The sequence below is a fragment of the Burkholderia sp. D-99 genome, from assembly GCF_011605345.1.
In the GTDB taxonomy this organism is placed as follows: domain Bacteria; phylum Pseudomonadota; class Gammaproteobacteria; order Burkholderiales; family Burkholderiaceae; genus Burkholderia.
The window spans coordinates 961,298-979,223 of the sequence record NZ_JAAOXM010000002.1; the positions used below are offsets into that span (position 1 = coordinate 961,298).

General features: G+C 65.1%; 22 protein-coding genes and 1 pseudogene. 7 read left to right on the forward strand and 16 right to left on the reverse strand.

Translation table 11 applies throughout. The annotated features are described in order from the left end of the window. Positions 1-102 precede the first annotated feature (102 nt). The 6 genes and pseudogenes from HAV18_RS11510 to HAV18_RS11530 all read right to left on the reverse strand — a co-directional run. Positions 103-408 (reverse strand): annotated as a pseudogene (locus tag HAV18_RS11510) (Crp/Fnr family transcriptional regulator); the annotation flags it as partial. Then, positions 311-514: a hypothetical protein gene (locus tag HAV18_RS40370; protein WP_407062425.1), complete on the reverse strand. Its 204-nt coding sequence runs from the start codon at positions 512-514 to the stop codon at positions 311-313. The gene HAV18_RS40370 and the pseudogene HAV18_RS11510, both read right to left, overlap by 98 nt. A gap of 414 nt (positions 515-928) precedes the next feature. Next, positions 929-2,530, reverse strand: a complete 1,602-nt coding sequence (locus tag HAV18_RS11515; RefSeq protein ID WP_166955647.1) for a SagB/ThcOx family dehydrogenase — start codon at positions 2,528-2,530, stop codon at positions 929-931. An 89-nt stretch (positions 2,531-2,619) separates the two neighbouring features. Beyond that, positions 2,620-2,886 (reverse strand): DUF1488 domain-containing protein, encoded by a 267-nt coding sequence (locus HAV18_RS11520; RefSeq protein WP_166955649.1) that lies wholly within the window; start codon positions 2,884-2,886, stop codon positions 2,620-2,622. Then, positions 2,887-3,072: a hypothetical protein gene (locus HAV18_RS11525; RefSeq protein WP_166955651.1), complete on the reverse strand. Its 186-nt coding sequence runs from the start codon at positions 3,070-3,072 to the stop codon at positions 2,887-2,889. 363 nt (positions 3,073-3,435) lie between these two features. Beyond that, complete coding sequence (locus HAV18_RS11530; RefSeq protein ID WP_166955653.1) at positions 3,436-3,612, reverse strand: hypothetical protein; 177 nt, start codon at positions 3,610-3,612, stop codon at positions 3,436-3,438. A 269-nt stretch (positions 3,613-3,881) separates the two neighbouring features. Between HAV18_RS11530 and HAV18_RS11535 the strand changes: the two genes are divergently transcribed. After that, positions 3,882-4,499, forward strand: coding sequence for a LysE family translocator (locus HAV18_RS11535; RefSeq protein WP_166955655.1), 618 nt, complete (start codon positions 3,882-3,884; stop codon positions 4,497-4,499). 107 nt (positions 4,500-4,606) lie between these two features. Continuing rightward, positions 4,607-4,855, forward strand: coding sequence for a hypothetical protein (locus HAV18_RS11540; RefSeq protein WP_166955657.1), 249 nt, complete (start codon positions 4,607-4,609; stop codon positions 4,853-4,855). A gap of 60 nt (positions 4,856-4,915) precedes the next feature. Here the strand turns inward: HAV18_RS11540 and HAV18_RS11545 are convergent, their stop codons facing one another. The 7 genes from HAV18_RS11545 to pobA all read right to left on the reverse strand — a co-directional run bounded on the left by HAV18_RS11545 (position 4,916) and on the right by pobA (position 12,014). After that, positions 4,916-6,274, reverse strand: coding sequence for an MFS transporter (locus HAV18_RS11545; RefSeq protein ID WP_166955659.1), 1,359 nt, complete (start codon positions 6,272-6,274; stop codon positions 4,916-4,918). Between the two features lie 332 nt (positions 6,275-6,606). After that, positions 6,607-6,993, reverse strand: a complete 387-nt coding sequence (pcaC, locus tag HAV18_RS11550) for a 4-carboxymuconolactone decarboxylase (protein ID WP_166955661.1) — start codon at positions 6,991-6,993, stop codon at positions 6,607-6,609. A 10-nt stretch (positions 6,994-7,003) separates the two neighbouring features. Then, positions 7,004-7,789: a 3-oxoadipate enol-lactonase gene (gene pcaD, locus HAV18_RS11555; RefSeq protein WP_166955663.1), complete on the reverse strand. Its 786-nt coding sequence runs from the start codon at positions 7,787-7,789 to the stop codon at positions 7,004-7,006. A 14-nt stretch (positions 7,790-7,803) separates the two neighbouring features. Continuing rightward, positions 7,804-9,162, reverse strand: coding sequence for a 3-carboxy-cis,cis-muconate cycloisomerase (locus HAV18_RS11560; RefSeq protein WP_166955665.1), 1,359 nt, complete (start codon positions 9,160-9,162; stop codon positions 7,804-7,806). A gap of 88 nt (positions 9,163-9,250) precedes the next feature. Then, complete coding sequence (locus tag HAV18_RS11565) at positions 9,251-9,907, reverse strand: CoA transferase subunit B (protein ID WP_124456744.1); 657 nt, start codon at positions 9,905-9,907, stop codon at positions 9,251-9,253. A gap of 15 nt (positions 9,908-9,922) precedes the next feature. Next, complete coding sequence (locus tag HAV18_RS11570) at positions 9,923-10,639, reverse strand: 3-oxoacid CoA-transferase subunit A (protein WP_166955666.1); 717 nt, start codon at positions 10,637-10,639, stop codon at positions 9,923-9,925. Positions 10,640-10,781: 142 nt separating this feature from the next. Beyond that, the gene (gene pobA / locus HAV18_RS11575; RefSeq protein ID WP_166955667.1) at positions 10,782-12,014 is read right to left on the reverse strand and encodes a 4-hydroxybenzoate 3-monooxygenase; all 1,233 of its coding nucleotides are present in this window, start codon (positions 12,012-12,014) and stop codon (positions 10,782-10,784) included. Between the two features lie 116 nt (positions 12,015-12,130). On the opposite strand from pobA, the gene HAV18_RS11580 reads away from it, so the two are divergent. The 3 genes from HAV18_RS11580 (at position 12,131) to HAV18_RS11590 (ending at position 14,582) form a co-directional block, all read left to right on the forward strand. After that, complete coding sequence (locus HAV18_RS11580) at positions 12,131-13,057, forward strand: LysR family transcriptional regulator (RefSeq protein ID WP_048250695.1); 927 nt, start codon at positions 12,131-12,133, stop codon at positions 13,055-13,057. Positions 13,058-13,146: 89 nt separating this feature from the next. Next, positions 13,147-13,779 carry a GTP cyclohydrolase I FolE gene (gene folE, locus HAV18_RS11585; RefSeq protein ID WP_059523505.1) on the forward strand — a complete coding sequence of 211 codons (633 nt, stop codon included), beginning with the start codon at positions 13,147-13,149 and terminating at the stop codon, positions 13,777-13,779. Further along, on the forward strand, positions 13,779-14,582 hold the full coding sequence (locus HAV18_RS11590; RefSeq protein WP_166955668.1) for an SDR family oxidoreductase: 804 nt from the start codon (positions 13,779-13,781) through the stop codon (positions 14,580-14,582). The genes folE and HAV18_RS11590 overlap by 1 nt, the downstream gene beginning before the upstream one ends. 38 nt (positions 14,583-14,620) lie before the next feature. On the opposite strand, the gene epsC is transcribed toward HAV18_RS11590, so the two are convergent. Both epsC and HAV18_RS11600 read right to left on the reverse strand, forming a co-directional pair. Beyond that, on the reverse strand, positions 14,621-15,541 hold the full coding sequence (gene epsC / locus HAV18_RS11595; protein WP_166955669.1) for a serine O-acetyltransferase EpsC: 921 nt from the start codon (positions 15,539-15,541) through the stop codon (positions 14,621-14,623). Positions 15,542-15,678: 137 nt separating this feature from the next. Beyond that, positions 15,679-15,912 carry a hypothetical protein gene (locus tag HAV18_RS11600; protein ID WP_011356723.1) on the reverse strand — a complete coding sequence of 78 codons (234 nt, stop codon included), beginning with the start codon at positions 15,910-15,912 and terminating at the stop codon, positions 15,679-15,681. Positions 15,913-16,191: 279 nt separating this feature from the next. Here HAV18_RS11600 and HAV18_RS11605 point away from each other — a divergent pair, with 279 nt between their 5' ends. Continuing rightward, on the forward strand, positions 16,192-16,602 hold the full coding sequence (locus HAV18_RS11605; RefSeq protein WP_166955670.1) for a DUF3005 domain-containing protein: 411 nt from the start codon (positions 16,192-16,194) through the stop codon (positions 16,600-16,602). 156 nt (positions 16,603-16,758) lie between these two features. Here HAV18_RS11605 and HAV18_RS11610 read toward each other — a convergent pair whose 3' ends face one another. Continuing rightward, positions 16,759-17,067 (reverse strand): hypothetical protein, encoded by a 309-nt coding sequence (locus HAV18_RS11610; RefSeq protein WP_166955671.1) that lies wholly within the window; start codon positions 17,065-17,067, stop codon positions 16,759-16,761. Between the two features lie 294 nt (positions 17,068-17,361). On the opposite strand from HAV18_RS11610, the gene HAV18_RS11615 reads away from it, so the two are divergent. Beyond that, complete coding sequence (locus HAV18_RS11615) at positions 17,362-17,829, forward strand: universal stress protein (RefSeq protein ID WP_166955672.1); 468 nt, start codon at positions 17,362-17,364, stop codon at positions 17,827-17,829. Positions 17,830-17,926 lie beyond the last annotated feature (97 nt).

Sequence of the window (17,926 nt, forward strand, 5' to 3'; positions counted from 1 at the left end):
ATGTGTCAGCCTGCGCGTGCGAGCGTCTGAAGTCGGTACGTTGCCGTACGGACGGGATGGCATGGATGCTGGGCTGGCATCCGTGCCGCTTCTAAAGGCGTTCAAATCACGGAGCAGGCGGTCGAATTCTCGCCGGACCAAGCCGTAGCATTCGCACACACGCCTCTCGAGCCCGGAGCGATCCGATACCTCGATGTGCCCATAGTTGTACCGGATCAGTCCGGCATCCTGATGTGTCAGCGCAGCTTCCGTCACGCCCGACCGTCGGACACCGAGCATATTGGCGATCAGCTCCTGCGTCATTTTCAGCTCACTCGATGGCAGGCGATCGAGGCTGGGCAGGAGCCATCGGCAGAGTGGTTGATCGATCGAGTGATACCAATTGCATACGGCTGTTTGCGCCATCCGACTCGTACAGCACCTTTCCCAACGGCATGTCAACCAACGCAAGCTGCTTCGAAACATGCGCCAGATCTTCTGCCGGTAATGCTGCTGGCAGATGATTCTCGATCATGGACGGCTGACCCGACATATGTCACGCCTCCCGTGGCTGCGGCGTCTACCCAAGACGACCCGATGACGCGAAGAGTCATCGGCTTACGACTCGACCTCGCGAAGCAGACGTTGCGCGAGGATCTTGGCGCCTTAGAGCGCGAGACCGTACTGCTCTCGATGTGAAGTCGTCCAGGATGACTTTCTGCGCGTGTTCAATCATCCTGGTACTCTGCGTGAAATCGAACGGAACCGGTCAAATCCGCACAGGTCGACCAGGAAGCTGGCAAGGACGATGGCGACATCGGACCACTATGCCCGCCGCTCACTGTGCACGCGTCATGGCGTTCACTTCATCGAAATGACGTTCGATGTCCGGGCAGCGAGCAATCCTTGCGGATATTCTCCCGCCAGGATCGATGCGTGGGCTTTCCCATCATGGCTGAATCTCGTACGGCGGAAATGCCGACAGGCGTGGATCGTCCACCGCGCCACCGACGGTGAAGTGATACAGGGATTGCCAGACATGATCCTTCACGCCGAGCAATGCGTGCATTTCATCATCGAAAAAACAGCCGATCCCCGTCGCGCGCACACCGGCGGCTTCTGCTTCGAGATAGAGCGCCTGGCCAAGCATGCCGCATTCCCAGAACAGATGTCGATAACGCCATGGTTGCTTCAACGCGATTTCGAATCTCGCGATCATCCCAAGCGCAAAGCAGGAATCAGCCCCGATATCCTGGTGGCAGCAAATCAACTTTGCCGCCGCGCGCAAATCGTAAGGCAGTAGAAGATAGAGCGGCAGATCGTCCGGCCCGGTCTTTAGCCACAGCCATTCTGGACGCAGAGATCGCTTGAGATCCGGCAGTGCGCCTGGCGTTCGTACGAGCATATAGAGGCCCGGCTCCAGGCCGTCGACGCGGTGCACCAATAGCGCCGCATGCACTGCGGCAGGAGACATCAACGCATTCCAAGGCGGCGTATCGGGATGTGCCAGCAGGCACGCCAGCATGCCGAGAAAAGCCCCGTCGCTGATGCGCGTCGTGCCATCGAAATTGACAGCGCTGCGACGCTGTCTGGCGATTCGGGCGAAGCTGAGATCGAGGCCTGGCGTCGCCGGCGCTGAACACTGCCCAGGGTCCGGCGGCGAGGGTGGTTCGCGAGTATGGGTCTTGTGTGTGGCGCAATGAATCGAATCGATGTCCGGCCACATCACATGCCCCGAACTGAGTTGATTGGCGCGTCCGTGCCACTGTGCCCTGTCCAAAGCGATCAGCATGCGCTCGAGATCGGGCCGCGTGTCGGGATTCCCGATCCAGAGCAAAAGATCCGGCGACTCCATTTCGGCATCCTTGAAATCCTCGCGGCGGTCCACTCCAAGCAAGCCGGCCACTGCATCATCCGCAGCAGACTCCATCAACCGCGTCTGCCAGCCGAGCGCTGCGGCTGCGTAACTCATCGCAGCGATGACATGGCCGCAATCCTGCTGGCAGTAGCGCCAGGCGCGCATGCCGTATTTCCACGCCTCGCGCCAATGGATCGAGCTTATGCCGACCAGGACACCACTTGCCGAAAACGCCTCGGTCCATTGTGGCTCGTCCACCGCAGCGCGATGTTCAAGCGCATGATCCCGGCTCAGGTAGTGGTAGACGCCTGCGGACAAGCCGGGCAGAGCCGGACAGAGAAGATATCCCTCTGTCGGATGCAGATTTCCGCTCGAAGGGTTGCAGCGCAGTGCCCACCGCTTGGCGCCACTGGATTTCCACGCCGACAAGCCGAGCGAGAGTTCGAACAGGATTGCCAGATTGGATAGATCGAATCTCTGCGCGGGCGGCAGGGTGCCGCGGCGTAACGCGTTGTAGCGCGTGGCCAGGGTGTCTGCGGCTAACGGCAGAGCAACGCGCGGCGCCCCGTGAAATACCCGGAACGGATCCGGCTGGGTTGTCCAGTCGAGCCCCCCAGGGCCAGGAGCATAGAAGTTGAGACGGTGCTTGCTGCGTTCGTGATAATCAAGCAGCGCACGCTTTGACCGATCCATGCCCCCTCAGCCCGGAATACCCGCACACGTGGCCAGTGCAGGTCAGGAAGAAGGCGCACGTGGGGTGCGTGCGCAAACGAGGGCCACTTTCACGAGATCGTGTACCGGTTCTGGGGGCCACCCTTGTAAAGGTCCCTGGCAAGCCCCAGAATCCGGTCGCGATTACGGTCGAAGGCCGCAAGCAAGGCGGGCTCGCCAGAACCCATGTCGGCGTTCAGTTTCGCCAGCATCGCATCGTCGACCAGAAAGGTAATCTCGCGAGAATTGTCGTAGCCCCAGAAGCATACACAGTGCCTGGAAGCGTCGTAGGTGCGACTGGGATTGGGAAAGTTGAGTGTCATGGCGCTATTCCCCATCTAACCCTCCTGACAGATATAACGCCACTTGCTCGCGTTGACATTGATGCGGGCGTCATTTTCGCGCCGCTTCTCGGCACGCTCACTGTCCGCGCGCTTCAGTGCCGACGCGCGCGCCTTTTTCATGTCAACGTAATCGCTGTGCGCGGCGGGCGTGGCTGGCTTCAGGTCAGTTTGCTTAGGCATGCCGGTTCCCCAAAAAAAAATTTCAAGTTTCAGGACCGTCGCGTTGACTGAATTTCGTCGTCGCTCGCCCTATACGAGAACCGGACGACGACCCGCGGGCTTGCCGCAGACGGCATCTCTCGCGCACGGAACTGCAGGATCGAACCTCAAAGGGAGGCTCGGTTGACGCGCGAAGTTCGCCGCTTCGGCGTTCGCGCGCGGGATCGTCGTGGTGAGCTTTCGGCTTAGCTGTGCGGACAAGGGGAAGCGTATGGAGTCGAAGCAAAACCATCGGTCGCGCACATCGAACCTCACGAGAATGCGCCCTATACCACGGCCATGCAAGCGCTATCTCACATCAGGGCCATGATCGGCACGATCCCCTCAAGCAACACTACCGTCATCAACTTGGGCGTGGCCGCCGCCAGTCAGCGCTTTTTCTCGGTCCCATCCCACGACCAGGCGACGCGTAGTGCGCGCCGCGGCCTGTTCAGCGGGGCGCGCAGCCTCGGCTTCCTTCAAGATGCCGATGATTTGTTCTTCGTTGAATCGCCTTTTCATTGCGGTTCACTCTGGAACGGTCTCTACACTGTCATCGTGCCAAACGCGGAGTGCAGGGGGACACAACCCCTGAAATGTCGCCTTTTATTCAAAGACAACATATCGAGACTGCGGACATCTTTTGTGAGAACCAACAACTAGCCCCGCAGCAACCATCCCGCCCCGCATCCCCGTACCGGCAATCGTCAATCAAACTGTACCGGTACTGTACAGAAAACCCTCGCTAAACTGACCTCCATCCCAGTCCAGAACAGAATGGAGAATCCGCGATGGAATTCCTCACCCTGAGCGCGCTGCCCGCCGGCATGCTGTTTGCGCTCGTCACAACGATCACGCCCGGCCCGAACAACACGATGCTGCTCGCATCCGGCGTCAATTTCGGGTTCCGCCGCACCATGCCGCACCTGTTCGGCATCAGCATCGGCGTCGCGATCCTGATGCTTTGCGTCGGCTTCGGCCTCGGCGAGGTATTCAAGCGCCTGCCGCTGCTCTACACGCTCCTCGAAGCCGCGAGCGTCGCGTACCTGCTGTACCTCGCGTGGCGCATCGGCACGTCGGGAGAAGTGAAGGCGCACGGCGGCAAGCCGCGGCCGATGACGTTCATCGAAGCCGCCGCTTTTCAGTGGATCAATCCGAAGGCATGGATGATGGTGCTGACCGCCGCGACGACGATCCGCCTGTCCGCCGACTACGGGATGAACGCCGCGTGGATGGCCGTCGTGTTCATCCTGATCGGCTTCCCGTGCATCAGCCTGTGGGCCGCGTTCGGGCTCGGCCTGCGCCGCTTCCTGTCGAATCGCCGCGCGCTGCGCATCTTCAACGTGACGATGGCCGTGCTGCTGATCCTGTCGCTGTACCCCCTCATCGCGCACTTGCTGTCGCAGTGAGCGCTCACGGCGCGCCCGTTGAGATTCATGCGATGCAGGCGTACCCTTTCGGTACGGGCGCGCGCAACCGCTTCGCCGGTTGCGCCGCTGCTGCCGGGAGAGTGCCGATGAAACCACTGCTGAGGGTGGGCGACCACATCGAGGGAATGCACTGGATCGCCGAGTATCACCCGCTCACGCACGAGATTCGCGTGCTGCGCGAAGACATCGAGATCGGCACCTACTGCGCGCCGCCGACGATGTTCGGCGAGGAGGAAGACATGGGCGCCGCGAACCTCGCCGATCATCGCAGCCGGGAGGCCGCGCTGCACGCGTATCTGCGCAACTTCGTGAAGCAACACGACGCGGAAGAATAGCCGGCGGCCCGATGGCCGCCGTATCGGCGGGCCGGCGCATCGCACCGGCCCGCGCTTCGCTCAATGCCCGAGCGATTCGATCTTGCCTGCCTGCTGCGTCACGCCATGCGGCCGCGCCATCTGCTTGATCAGCAGCGCGATACACGCGAGCAAGCCCGCGACGGCGATCGTCGCGAACACGCCCGCGAACGAGAAATGCCGGCGCGTCAGCTCGGCGACGAGGAACGATCCCGCAATCCCGCCGAAGCGGCCGACGCCGAGCATCCACGCGACACCCGTGCCGCGCCCCTCGGTCGGATAGAACGCGGCGGCGAGCGCCGGCATCGACGATTGCGCGGTGTTCATCAGCACGCCGGCCACGAACACGACCAGCACGAGCAGCCCGACGTTGCCGGCCGCCTGCCCGATCGCATAGACGCTCACCGCCGTCAGCGCGTAGCACACGGCGATCACGCGGTTCGCGTTGAAGCGGTCCATCAGCACGCCGCACAGCACCGCGCCCACGCCGCCGAGCGGGAACAGCGCGGAGATCAGCGTCGCGCTCTTCGGCGTCAGCCCCGCATCCTTCAGCAGGATCGGCATCCAGTTGATCGACGCGTAGAAGATCACGAGCCCCATGAAGTACGCGATCCACAGCATCACCGAGCCGACGATGTACGAGCGCGACAGCACGACGCCGAGGCCCTTGCTGCCGGTCTGCGGCGCGGCTTCGGTCATCGCGAACGAGCTGGCGTTCAGCGCATCGCGCGAGATGCGCGCGAGCGTTTCGCGGATCTTGTCGACAGCATGGCCGTTGGCGACCATGAAGCGCACCGATTCCGGCATCTTCAGCAGCAACAGCACACCGAGCAGGAGCGGCGTCACGCCGCCGAGGATCAGCACGCTGCGCCAGCCGAAATGCGGAATCATCCACGCGGCCAGGAAACCGCCGAACGCGGCGCCGAGCGGGAAGCCGCAGAACATCAGGTTGATCACGGTCGCGCGGCGCTTGTCCGGGCAGAACTCACCCATCATCGTGACCGCGTTCGGCATCGCCGCGCCCAGCCCGACGCCGGTGATGAAACGCAGGATCGTCAGGTGCCCGATGGTCGTCGAGAATGCGGACATCAGGCATGCGACGCCGAACAGGAATACCGAGCCGAGCAGCAGCGAGCGGCGCCCGAGCCGGTCGGACAGCGGGCCCGACACGAGCGCACCGCACGCGAGGCCGAACAGCGCGGCGCTCAGCACCGGTGCGAGATCGGGCTTGGTGAGGTTCCATTCGCCGAGCAGCGACGGCGCGATGAAGCCGATCGCGGCCGTATCGAAGCCGTCGAGCAGCACGATCACGAAACACATGAGGAACACGAGCCATTGAAAACCGCCGAACGGCTGCTCGTTGATGAAGGTCTGGACATCGACCACGGGTGTGCGATTCATCGCTAGTCTCCTGTGTCGATCCAAGTTTGCGCTTCAGCGCTTACTTGGATCCCATGCTGCGCGGTCGACCGGAGTTTGCGCTTTAGCGCTTATTCCGGTCCCATGCTTCGCGGTCGACCTGAGTTTGCGTTTCAGCGCTTACTCTGGCCCCACGCAGCACTGATATGTTTATAAGCGACGCGGCCTCGGAACCGCGTCTTGCCTTTGTTCGCGCACCGGTCATCCGGTGCGCCGCGCGCCGATGCTCTGCCGGCGCGTTCATTCATCGTCGACGGCCCGCCAACCATCAGGTCAGCGGGCCTCGATTCAAGATCGCACTACACGGCCGCCACCTAGGCGGCCCCGTCCTGTTCCTTGAAAATCCTGTCCGCGAGATGGAACGCGGAATTCGCGGCCGGCACGCCGCAATAGATCGCGGTCTGCAGCAGCACTTCCTTGATCTCGTCGCGCGTCACGCCGTTGTTGCGCGCGGCGCGCAGGTGCAGCGCCAGTTCCTCGCCACGGTTGAGCGCCACCATCATCGCGATGGTCAGCAGGCTGCGCGTATGGCGCGGCAGGCCGTCGCGCGTCCAGATCTCGCCCCATGCATAGCGCGTGATCAGGTTCTGGAACTCGTCGGTCACCTCGGTACGGTTCTCGATCGAGCGATCGACGTGTGCATCGCCGAGCACCGCGCGACGCACCTTCATCCCTGCTTCGTAACGTTCCTGGTCGTCCATCGCATTTGCCTCACGCGGTCAGGAAATCGAGCAGCGCGCGGTTGAAGCCGTCGGTGCACTCGATATTCGAAATATGCGCAGCGTCGAATTCGACGTGCTGCGAACCCGGAATCGCGGCGGCGAGCGCGCGGCCCTGGTCGGGCGGCGTCGACATGTCCTTCGCGCCGGTCACGACGAGCACCGGCAACGCGATGCCTTTCACCTCTTCACGCAGGTCGGCCGCATTCAGCGCGTCGCAGTTCGCCGCGTAGCCGTCCTTGTCGGTGTGCACGAAGGTGTCGCGGATCGCATCGAACAGGCGCGGCTCACGCTCGACGAACGCGTCCGTGAACCAGCGCGGCAGCACGGCGTCGGCGAGCGCGGCCATCCCTTCGGTGCGTGCCTTCTGCGCGCGCGGCGCCCACACTTCCGGCGAACCTATCTTCGCGGCGGTGTTCGACAGCACCGCACGAACGATACGCGACGGGAAGCGTGCGGCCAGCGCCGCACCCGTCAGCCCGCCCATCGAGATCCCGCAGAAATGCGCGCGTTCGATGCCGACGTGGTCGAGCAGGCCGATGACGTCGCCGGCGAGCTGCTCGATCGTGTACGAACCGGCCGGTGCATCGGAATGGCCGTGGCCGCGTGTGTCGTAGCGCAGGATGTTGAAGTGCTGCGTGAGCGGACGGATCTGCGGTGCCCACATCTGCAGGTCGGCGCCGAGCGAATTCGAGAAGACGAGCCACGGCGCGTCGTCGCGCGCGGCACGGTCGATCCGGTAATGCAGTTTCACGCCGTTGACAGTGGCGAAAGGCATCGAGGTTCTCCTGGTTATTGCGCGCCCGCGTGCAACGCGAGCACGGCGTCGACGTAGGCCTGGGCCTCGCCGACGTAATGAGCGGGATCGAGCAGCCGCGCGAGCGCGTCGCGCGACAGGTGCGCCGACACGATCGCATCGGCGGCGAGCACATCGAATAGCGTTGCGCTCGTGCGCACGGCTTCCTTCGACGCATGCTCGACGACGTGATGCGCGTCGAGCCGGCCGATCTTGTCGCCGAGCGCGAGCATCACCGCTTCGCCGAGAATCAGCCCGCGCGTCAGGTCGAGGTTCGCGGCCAGGCGTTCGGTGTTCACGTCGAGGCCCGCGACGATCTGCGCGATCTGTGCCAGCGCGCCGCCGGTCAGGCGCGCGAGATCGGGCAGCGCATCCCATTCGGCTTGCCAGCCGCCGAGTGCGCGTTCATGTTCCTGGACCATTCCCGCGAACACCGTCGCGACGAGGTTCGGCGCGCGCACCGCAGCGGTGAGCACGGCCGCGCAACCGACCGGGTTGCGCTTGTGCGGCATCGTCGACGAGCCGCCCTTGCCGGCAGCGGCCGGTTCGCCAAGTTCGCCGACTTCGGTCTGCATCTGCAGCGACACGTCGCGCGCGATCTTGCCGAGCGTACCCGTCAGCATCCCGAAGCAGGACGCGGCTTCCGCAATGCGGTCGCGCTGCGTGTGCCACGGCACGGCCGGTGCCGTGAGCTTCAGGTCCGCGGCCAGCGCGGCCGTGACACCGGTCGCCTGCTCGCGCAGGCTCGCGAGCGTGCCGGCCGCGCCGCCGAACTGCAGCACGAGCACGCGCGCACGCAATTCGGCGAAACGCGTGCGATGGCGCAGCAGCGCATCGAGCCATTGGGCGAATTTCAGGCCGAGCGTGATCGGCAGCGCCTGCTGCAGCCACGTGCGGCCGATCATCGGCGTTGCGCGATGCGTGCGTGCGAGCGCTGCGAGCGACGCACACGCTTCGTCGAGCATCGGCTCGAGCACGTCGAGCGTGTCGCGCAGCTGCAGCACGGTGGCGGTATCGATGATGTCCTGGCTCGTTGCCCCCCAGTGCACGAACTTCGCGGCCTCGGGGTCGTCGGCCTTCACTTGCGCGGTGAGCTGCTTGACGAGCGGAATCGCGAGATTGCCGCCGAGCGCCGCGCCGTGGGCGAGCGCGTCGGCGTCGAGCCGGCCGGCGTCGCACGCGCGCTCGATCGGCGCGACGGCGGCGGCGGGAATCACCTGCTGCGCGGCGAGCGCGCGCGCGAGCGCGGCCTCGACGTCGAGCATCCGCTGGATCGTCGCGCGGGGCGACCAGATCCGGTTGAGCGGCTCGGTGCCGTAGATGAGGGAGGTCAGGCGGGCGCTGTCTTCGAGCATGGCATCAGATTGGGGAAACGGCGTGCGCCTATTGTCCACCCAAGCGTGCCGGCCTGCGCGCAAGCGCACGCGCCGGCACACCTACGGTTCAGGCAGCGGCCTTTTGCGTCGCGTCGATCAGCGGCACGCCGGTCAGCTTCTGCAGTTCGTCGAACGACAGGTCGGTGAAGATCTCGCTCACGGCCAGGCCATCGGCCGTCACGTCGAGCACGGCGAGATCCGTATAGATGCGGCTCACGCATTGCACGCCGGTGACCGGATACGAACACTGCGCGACGATCTTGCTTTCGCCCTGCTTCGTCAGGTGCTCCATCATCACGAACACCTGCTTCGCGCCGATCGCGAGATCCATCGCGCCGCCGACGGCCGGAATCGCATCGGGTGCGCCCGTGTGCCAGTTCGCGAGGTCGCCGGTCGCGGACACCTGGAAAGCGCCGAGCACGCAGTAGTCGAGGTGGCCGCCGCGCATCATCGCGAACGAATCCGAATGGTGGAAATACGCGCCGCCGGTGAGCAGCGTCACGTGCTGCTTGCCGGCGTTGATCAGTTCGTCGTCTTCCTCGCCGGGCGCGGGCGCGGGGCCCATGCCGAGCAGCCCGTTCTCGCTGTGCAGGAAAATTTCCTTGCTCGGGTCGAGGTGATTCGCCACCAGCGTCGGCACGCCGATGCCGAGGTTCACGTACGCGCCTTCGGGGATGTCCTGGGCGACGCGCTTGGCCATTTCATCGCGGGTCAGTCGTTTCATGTCGGGTCTCCTCGGTCAGGCAGCTTGCGATGCAGCGTGTTCGGCGGCCAGCTCGGCCGCATGCGCGGCCTGCGGCACCTCGACGATGCGCTGGACGAAAATGCCCGGCGTCACGATGTGTTCCGGGTTCAGCGCGCCGAGCGGCACGACTTCCGACACCTGCACGATCGCGACCTTCGCGGCGCTGGCCATGATCGGCCCGAAGTTGCGCGCGGTCTTGCGATACACGAGATTGCCCCAGCGATCGCCCTTGTACGCTTTCACGAGCGCGAAATCGGCGTGGATCGGCGTCTCGAACACGTACTGCTTGCCGTCGATCACGCGCGTTTCCTTGCCTTCCGCGAGCTTGGTGCCAAAACCCGTCGGCGTGAAGAAGCCGCCGATGCCGGCGCCCGCCGCGCGGATGCGCTCCGCGAGGTTGCCCTGCGGCACGAGCTCCAGCTCGATCTCGCCGGCGCGATACAGCCCGTCGAACACCTGCGAGTCGCTCTGGCGCGGGAACGAGCAAATGATCTTGCGCACCTGCTTCGCCTTCAGCAGCGCCGCAAGGCCCGTCTCGCCGTTGCCCGCGTTGTTGTTGACGATCGTCAGGTCGCGCGCGCCCTGTTCGATCAGCGCGTCGATCAGCTCGGACGGCATGCCGGCCGTGCCGAAGCCGCCGATCATGATTGTCGCTCCGTCGTGGATGTCGGCCACCGCCGACTGAAGCGATTCGAAAATCTTGTTGACCATGTCTCTTCCTGATACGAACCCGCGGCTCGATGCGCGGCCTGTCGAGGGGACACGCGCGTGCCGCGTGCCGCGCCGGGGCCGATATCGATCCCGGTTTTGTTCGCTATTCGAACCTAGATTCGATTAGCGAACGATGGGCCGATCATAGAGTCGCGCACAGCGCGTTGTCAAGGCGGGTTCCCTCGGGGGCCGTCGCGTCGTCGAACGGCAGCCCGACGTAGTTTTCGGCAAGCGCCTGCGCGGCGGCCCGCGAGCGCGTCACGTACTTCAGTTCGGCAAACTTCAGGCGATTGACGAACGGCGAATCCTCCGGCGACGAATGCAGCATGTTCGTCATGAAGTACGAGAAGTGCTCGGCACGCCACACGCGTTCGAGGCAGGTCGCGGAATACGTGTCGAGCGGCGTCGTGTCGCCGTTGCGATAGCGCGCACCGAGCGCACGGGACAGCGCGCGGACGTCGGCCACCGCCAGGTTCATCCCCTTCGCGCCGGTCGGCGGCACGATGTGCGCGGCGTCGCCGGCAAGGAAGAGGCGCCCGTGCTGCATCGTCTCCGACACGAAACTGCGCATCGGCGTGACGCTTTTCTGCGTGATCCGGCCCTCGGTCGGCGTCCAGCCCGTGTCGTTCGAGAAGCGCGTGTGCAGTTCGTCCCAGATCCGCGTGTCGGACCATTCGGTGAGGTCTTCGTCGGGCTTGCACTGCAGGTACAGGCGCGTGACCGTCGGCGAGCGCATCGAGAACAGCGCGAAGCCGTTGTCGTGATGCGCGTAGACGAGTTCGTCGAGCGACGGCGCCGCGTCGGCGAGAATGCCGAGCCACGCGAACGGGTAGACGCGCTCGAACGTATTCAGCCGCTCGGCCGGAATCGTCTGGCGCGCGATGCCGTGGAAGCCGTCGCAGCCGGCGATGTAGTCACAGTCGATGCGGTCTTCGCGGCCGTCGGCATGCTTGAACGTGACGAACGGGTGCTCGCCTTCGACGTCGTGCAGCGCGACGTCGCTCACTTCGAAATGCATCGCGTGGCCGTGCTCGACGCCGGCTGCGATCAGGTCGCGCACCACTTCGTGCTGGCTGTAGACGGTGATCGCGCGCCCGCCGGTGAGCGCGGACAGGTCGATGCGATGGCGCTGGCCCGAGAACAGCAGCTCGATGCCGTGGTGTTCGAGCCCTTCGCGACGCATCCGCTCGCCGAGACCGGCTTCGTTCAGCGTGTCGACCGTGCCCTGCTCCAGCACGCCGGCGCGGATGCGGTTCTCGCAGTATTCGCGCGAACGCGCTTCGACGAGGATGGAATCGACGCCTTGCAGGCGCAGCAGATGGGAAAGCAAAAGGCCGGACGGGCCGGCGCCAATGATGGCGACCTGGGTGCGCATTGTTCGTCTCCTGAACATTAATTCGAATGTTGGAACACATTTGAGCGCTTTCCCGACTATGCGGCAACGCGATTCAGGAGATATGTTGTATACGTTTTGAAGATACCGGCCTGGCGATGGACACGCTCGATCTGAACCTGATTCCCTACCTCGTCGCACTCGACGACACGCGCAACGTGAGCCGCGCGGGCGACCTGCTCGGCGTGAGCCAGCCACGCGTGAGCACCGCGCTCGGCCGGCTGCGCGAATATTTCGGCGATCCGCTGTTCGTGCGCACGTCGCGCGGGATGGAACCGACGCCACGCGCGCTCGCGCTGCTGCCGGCCGCCCGAGACGCGCTCGCGCAGATCGAGCGCGGCCTCGTCGCGCCGCACGACTTCGACCCGGCCGCGAGCACGCATACCTTCTCGATCGCACTGTCGGACGTCGGCGAGATCGTGTTCCTGCCGAAGCTGCTGCAGGCATTCGCGACGCGCGCGCCGCATGCGAACCTGCGCTCGGTCTCGCTCGCACACGACGAAGTCGGGCGTGGCCTCGAAGCCGGGTCGATCGATCTCGCGGTCGGCTACTTCCCCGACCTCGACGGCAACAACTTCTTCCAGCAGCGGTTGTTCACGCACCGGTTCGTCTGCCTGATGCGGCGCGGCCATCCGTTCGAACAGGCGCCGCCGTTTACGGTCGAACAGTTCCTCACGTGCGGGCACGCGGTGGTGCGTGCCGAAGGCCGCAGCCAGGAGGTGCTCGAGAAGTATCTCGCCAAGCAGCGCATGCAGCGCCGCGCGGTGCTCGAGACGCCGCACTTCATGAGCCTGCCGTTCATCCTGAGCCGCACCGACCTGATTGCGACGGTGCCGCATGCGATCGGCTATGCGTATGCGGCCGAGCACGCGTTCATCGTGCCCGTCGAGCCGCCGCTCACGCTGCCGCGCTTCGACCTGAAGCAGCACTGGCATCGCAAGTACCACAACGATCCGCGCACCGCGTGGCTGCGTGGCGTCGTCGCGTCGCTGTTCAACGACGAGCAGGACGAATGGCCGAAGTGAGCGCCAGGCCGCGCACGCGCCCTGCGAAAGCATGAAACAATGCCCGGATTCCGCGCCGCCCCGGCGGCAGCATTCGATGGAGCAGATAGATGGCTAAAAAGAAGTCCGCGCGGCCCGAGCCGGCCGCATCCCGCCCGAGCCGTGAAGAAGCGGAAGACGCCGTTCGCGTGCTGTTGCGCTGGGCCGGCGACGATCCCGCACGCGAAGGCCTGCTCGACACGCCCGCACGCGTCGTCCGCGCCTATGAGCAGTTCTTCGCCGGTTATGCGCTGGAGCCGCGCGACATCCTCGCGCGCACGTTCAGCGAAGTCGACGGCTACGACGAAATGATCGTGCTGAAGGACATCCGCTTCGAGAGCTATTGCGAGCACCACATGGTGCCGATCATCGGCCGCGCACACGTCGCGTATCTGCCGAACCATCGCGTGGTCGGCATCTCGAAGCTCGCGCGCCTCGTCGACGCGTTCGCGAAGCGCCTGCAGATCCAGGAAAAGATGACCGTGCAGATCGCCGATACGCTGTTCGATGTGCTGCAGCCGAAGGGCGTCGGCGTGATCCTCGAAGCCGCGCACCAGTGCATCTCGACTCGCGGCGTGCACAAGCCGGGCGTCGAGATGGTGACGTCGCGCATGCTCGGCACGTTCCGCACCGACCCGTCGACGCGGCGTGAATTCCTGTCGATCGTCGCGAATCCTTCTTCAGTCAACCTGACGAATACGTAATGGAGTCGACGAAGCAAGCGGCGCACGCGCCCGTCGTGCTCGTGACCGGCGCCGCGCGCCGGGCCGGGCGCGCGTTCGCCGAGTATTTCGCCGCGCACGGCTATCGCACCGCGGTGCACTACGACCGTTCGGCCGATGCGGCGCAGGCGGCGGCCCGCGCGATCGCCGAACGCGGGCACGATTCGGTTGCGTTGCAGGCCGACCTGTCCGACGCCGAACAGATCACCGCGCTGATCGACCAGGTGTATGCGCGCTTCGGGCGCCTCGACGTGCTCGTCAACAATGCGTCGGTATTCTGGCAGGACCATTTCCCGAGCTTCGACCTCGCGGCGTTCGACCAGGCGTGGGCGGTCAACTGCCGTGCGCCGATCCTGCTCACGCGCGCGTTCTACGAACGGGCCCGCGCGGCCGGTACGCAGGGTGTCGTCGTGAATGTGGTCGACCAGAAGATCAAGGAAAACTTTCACCGCGACCATTTCAGCTATACGGTCGCGAAAGCCGCGCTCGGCAACCTCACGCAGATGCTCGCGCTGTCATCCGCGCCGGTACTTCGCGTGAACGCGGTGTTCCCCGGGCTGATGCTGCCGAGCGACGACCAGACGCCGGCCGACTTCGAGCACGCGAGCCGCGCATCGACGCCGCTCGCGCGCATCGCGGGCCCCGACGATGTCGCGAGCGCGATCCTGATGCTGACGGGCAACGCGTACAACGGCGTGGATTTCGTCGTCGATGCAGGGCAGAACCTGATCCGCGTCGACCAGGACGTGCTGTACAAGCACCGCGCGCCCGACGGCAAGCACTGACCGACGCGTGCGGCGGCGGCCAGTGGCCGCGCGCCGCGTTACGGCTTATCTGCGCTCCCGCCTTCGCGAACCTTGCCCTGCGCGACGCTCGTGCCGGGCGGCACGCTGTGCGTGAGCCACACATTGCCGCCGATCACCGAGCCGCGCCCGATCGTCACGCGGCCGAGAATCGTCGCGCCCGCGTAGATCACCACGTCGTCCTCGACGATAGGGTGCCGTGCGTTGCCCTTGACCAGCGCACCTTCGCCATCGGCCGGGAAGCTTTTCGCGCCGAGCGTGACGGCCTGGTACACGCGCACGCGCTCGCCGATGATCGCCGTCTCGCCGATCACGACGCCCGTGCCGTGGTCGATGAAGAAGCTCGGGCCGATCCGCGCACCCGGGTGGATGTCGATGCCGGTGGCCGAGTGGGCGATTTCATTGATGAATCGCGCAAGCAGCGGTACGCCAAGCTGGTGCAGCGCATGCGCGAGCCGGTGGTGCATCATCGCCAGCACGCCGGGGTAGCACAGCAGGATCTCGGTGATGTGCTGCGCGGCCGGATCGCCCGCATAAGCGGCCTGGATATCGCTGACGAGCAGCGCGCGGACCGCCGGCAGCTGCCGGCCGAATTCGCGCGCGATTTCGAACGCGCGTTCGTCGAGCTCGGCGAACGGCGTATCCGCATGCTCGGGCAGGAACGGCAGCGCACGGCGGATCTGTTCGGACAGAATGCGCAGCGTGCTTTCGAGCGTGTGGCCGACGTAGAAGTCGACGCTTTCGTCGGTCAGATCCGGTGCGCCGTAATGCGTCGGAAACATCGACGCGCGCAGGCCGGTCACAATCTTGCAGATTGCATCGCGCGACGGCAATTCGCGGATGCCGCGCGGATGGCGCGTGCGATGGAGTTCCTCGCGCGACTCGCGCAAGCCGGCGACGATTTCTTCAAGGCCCCACTGACGGGCGGGTGATGTCGACATATGCCAATGCAGGCGGCCGCGCTCGGTCGCACGGCCGCTAATAAAGTGACGGGTTCCGCAAGATTACCGCGTTTTTTGCCGCGGGGCGGCACGCAGGGGATCGGCCGGACGGCCGATGGTGCCGAATCGCGGCGGCGTCAGATCGTGATGCTGCTGGCGTCGATCCATCGCACGGCCCAGTCGCGCGCGTGCGCAATCGCGTCGCCTTCGTCGTTGAACTGGAGCTCGATCGGGAAAAAACGGTTCGCCACGAGCTCCCCGTCGCTCGATCGGGAGATCACGACATAGGGCTTGAACGAACCGTCACTGGCGCGCGCGGGCGCGCAATTCAACAGATAACCGCGGTGCGTGAAGGCAGTAGTCGCTTGCATGAATCCGCCACCTCTAGTCCCTTGCTTTGTTGTTCACTACCCGTCTTTAAGGGTGCTGCGGCGCCCCCGGCGCGGGCAGAGGCGGCGCGACCGAATCCCCTGTCGCCGCTTCGCAGGAAAAGAATCATACTCTGTAGAAAACGCGTCTTCTAGCTGAAATAAATCACGACAAATCAATGCGCGTCGCGCGACCGCGGCGATCGCCCGCGCGCCTTTTCCCGTCACAGCCGGAACGGGATTTGCTTCGATCCGGAACGCTTCGCCGCCAGGAGAGCCGCGATGGAATCATCCGGTCAAACCGAACGTTCGCATCCGCACAGCGTCGAGATCGACAACGACGAAACCCACGACAGCACGGTCGATACCGATGGCAAGAACCGCGAGGCGTGGCTTCTCGCCGGCGGCGGGCCGATCTCGCCCGACCAGATCACGGGCAGCAACGCGTCGCTCGTCAATGCGATGCCCGAAGCCGGCGACGGTTTCGCCGGTTTCGACAGCCGCCCCGGCGGCAATCATCCGGCGTTCGCGCTGCGCGCCGGATACATGGTGATCGAGAAAGGCTTCGACGCGCCGCAGCCCATGAGCGATGCGCTGTTCGGCCCCGTTCACCGGATGTACGGCAGCACGTACTGGCCCGGCCACCAGCGGCGGCCGGAGCGCGTGTTCGAGCTGACGGCCGTACCGCGGTAGCCGGAGCGGCGTTTGAATCGATCGTTCGTTTGCGGACCGGCATCGGCCGACGGCCGATGGCTGAGGATCGGCGTACGCGACAGTGTGCCGGACGTGTGCCGGCAACCGCGCGATGCAGGAGCGAACGATTCCGCGCGGCGACACCGGCGGTGTCATTCATGCCGTGAATCGCACCGACGCACATGCGTTGATCGAGGTCATGTCGAAACGGCGCGATTGAGATTGAATGGCGATGCGGGTGAGGCATCCGCGTGACTGTCGCGCCGTGTCGATGCGATCGGCGTGTTCGGCGTGTTCGGCGTGTTCGGCGTGTTCGGCGTGTTCGGCGTGTTCGGCGTGTTCGGCGTGTTCGGCGTGTTCGGCGTGTTCGGCGTGTTCGGCGTGTTCGGCGTGTTCGGCGTGTTCGGCGTGGGCGGCGTGGGCGGCGTGGGCGGCGTGGGCGGTAAGTGCGTATGCGTGTGCCAAACGCGACTCAGGCGCTCGCGCATGCCTTTCCGCCGACGATGCGGACAACGGCGGCGACCACGGCGCACGCCGTGCGTCGTGCGTCGTGCGTCGTGCGTCGTGCGTCGTGCGTCCCAGCATGCGCCATGTGTATGGCGTACACCGTAGAAACTGAAGCGGCACTGCCGCGCGGCACGACCGGCACCTCACTGCAAAGTCCCCGCCATTGGTTTACTCTGCCTCGCAGCATTGCGCATTGCCCAGCCTGATCGGCCATCCGGCCGACTTCGTTTCAACCCGCCACTCGGAGACACTATGTACAAGCGTATTCTGGTTGCCGTCGACGGCAGCGACACGTCCCGCCATGCGTTCGATGCGGCGCTGGCGCTCGCGAAATCGCACGGCGCCGAGCTGCAACCGTTCTACGTCGTCGAGAACGCCGCGATCTACTACAACGTGCCCGGCTACGATCCGTCCGTGCTGCGCGACCAGCTCGTCGCGCAAGGCAACGCACTCGCGAAGGATTTCACGACGCTGATGCAGGCAGCGGGCGTGAAGGGCGAGACGCGATTGAGTGAAGCGACGTCGCTCAACGACGTAGCGTCGCTGATCCTCGACGGTGCGAAAGCGTTCGGCGCCGATCTGCTCGTGCTCGGCACGCACGGCCGCCGCGGGTTCCGCCGTCTCGTGCTCGGCAGCATCGCCGAGCAATGCGTGCGCCACGCGACGCTGCCCGTGCTGCTGATCCCGGCGGCGGCCAACGTCGACGAACCGGCCGCGTAAACGGCGTTCGGCATGCGCCGGCCGGTCGCGACGTTTTGTCACCCGACAGCGGCAAGTTGCGGTGGGACAATGATTCCGTCGATTCAACGCCGGAGTA